Origin of the sequence: Caballeronia udeis (genome assembly GCF_001544555.2) — a bacterium.
Lineage (GTDB): Bacteria > Pseudomonadota > Gammaproteobacteria > Burkholderiales > Burkholderiaceae > Caballeronia > Caballeronia udeis.
On record NZ_FCOK02000216.1, the window covers coordinates 1 to 1,081 of the forward strand.

Below are 1,081 nucleotides of genomic sequence, written 5' to 3' on the forward strand. Positions count from 1 at the left end.
CGGGCCCTGATGGAATTCGCCAAGAACGTCCTCATCTCGGCCGCGTGCTTCAGGCACAAGGGCGTGTTCAGGTTTGCGTTCTTGCGGTCCGACCTGTTTTGCCATCACTTGGAATCAACCCTAGCAACCTACCAGTTCCTCGACGTTTCAACGTCTCATACTGTTACGCAGGCCTCACACTAACGTGACTCTTCTCGTAACTACTCTCGTGGGCCAGTATGGCCCATGCTGTTCGCGCCATCTTATTTGCTAGAGCCACAGCCACCACGTTGCCAGGTCGCCGCTCTTGGATTCCTTTCTGCCACACGGTAGGTACTTTAGCGTGGCACAGGACGGAGCGCGCCCCATGAATCAGCAGCGTGCGCAGGTATGGGTCCCCTCGCTTTGAGATAGAGCCCAATCGAACCTTGCCGCCTGTGCCGTTTTGCCTTGGAACAAGTCCGAGAAATGCAGCGAATTCACGTCCCGACTTGAACGTCCTCGCATCTCCAATTGTCGCTACCAGCGCAGTGGCGGTAAGTCTGCCGATGCCCGGCACTTCGGAGATCGCGCGACACGCCGCTTCCTGTTTCTGCCATGAACCAATCCGCTTCTCGAGTTGATCGATATCGTCTTGAGACTCATTGATGCGTCGCAATTGGTCCTGCAGGTTAGCAACTATCGATCGTGGCAACATGTCCTCTAATTCCGCCATGCGCTCCCGGATCTCGGCCAGCCCAGCCAAGCGCCCAGCCCGAAACGTTACGCCGAATTCGTAGAGCAGCCCTCGCAACTGATTCACCTGCATCGTTCGGAACTTCACGAGTAACGAACGCATCCGATGCAGGCTGAGCATGGCTTGTTGATCCTCTGTCTTTGCTGCAACGGTGCGCATTCCGGGTTGCTGCACTGCCGTCCAAATAGCCCGCGCGTCCGCCGCGTCTGTCTTGTTCGTTTGCACGAATGGTCGAATAAATTGCGCATGCAGCAGCACCACCTCGTGCCCCAGCGCCCGGATCTTACGCGCCCACCAGTGAGCACTTCCGCAAGCTTCGAGGGCTACTCGACCAGCAGGACGTTGGGCAAGAAACGCAATTAAATC

The 1,081-nt window shown here is 56.9% G+C and carries 1 protein-coding gene; it reads right to left on the reverse strand.

Annotation, left to right across the window (positions count from 1 at the left end; translation table 11 throughout):
• Window positions 1–163 precede the first annotated feature (163 nt).
• A partial coding sequence (locus AWB69_RS45290) for an IS110 family RNA-guided transposase (RefSeq protein WP_062093249.1) occupies window positions 164–1,081 on the reverse strand: 918 nt, incomplete at its 5' end.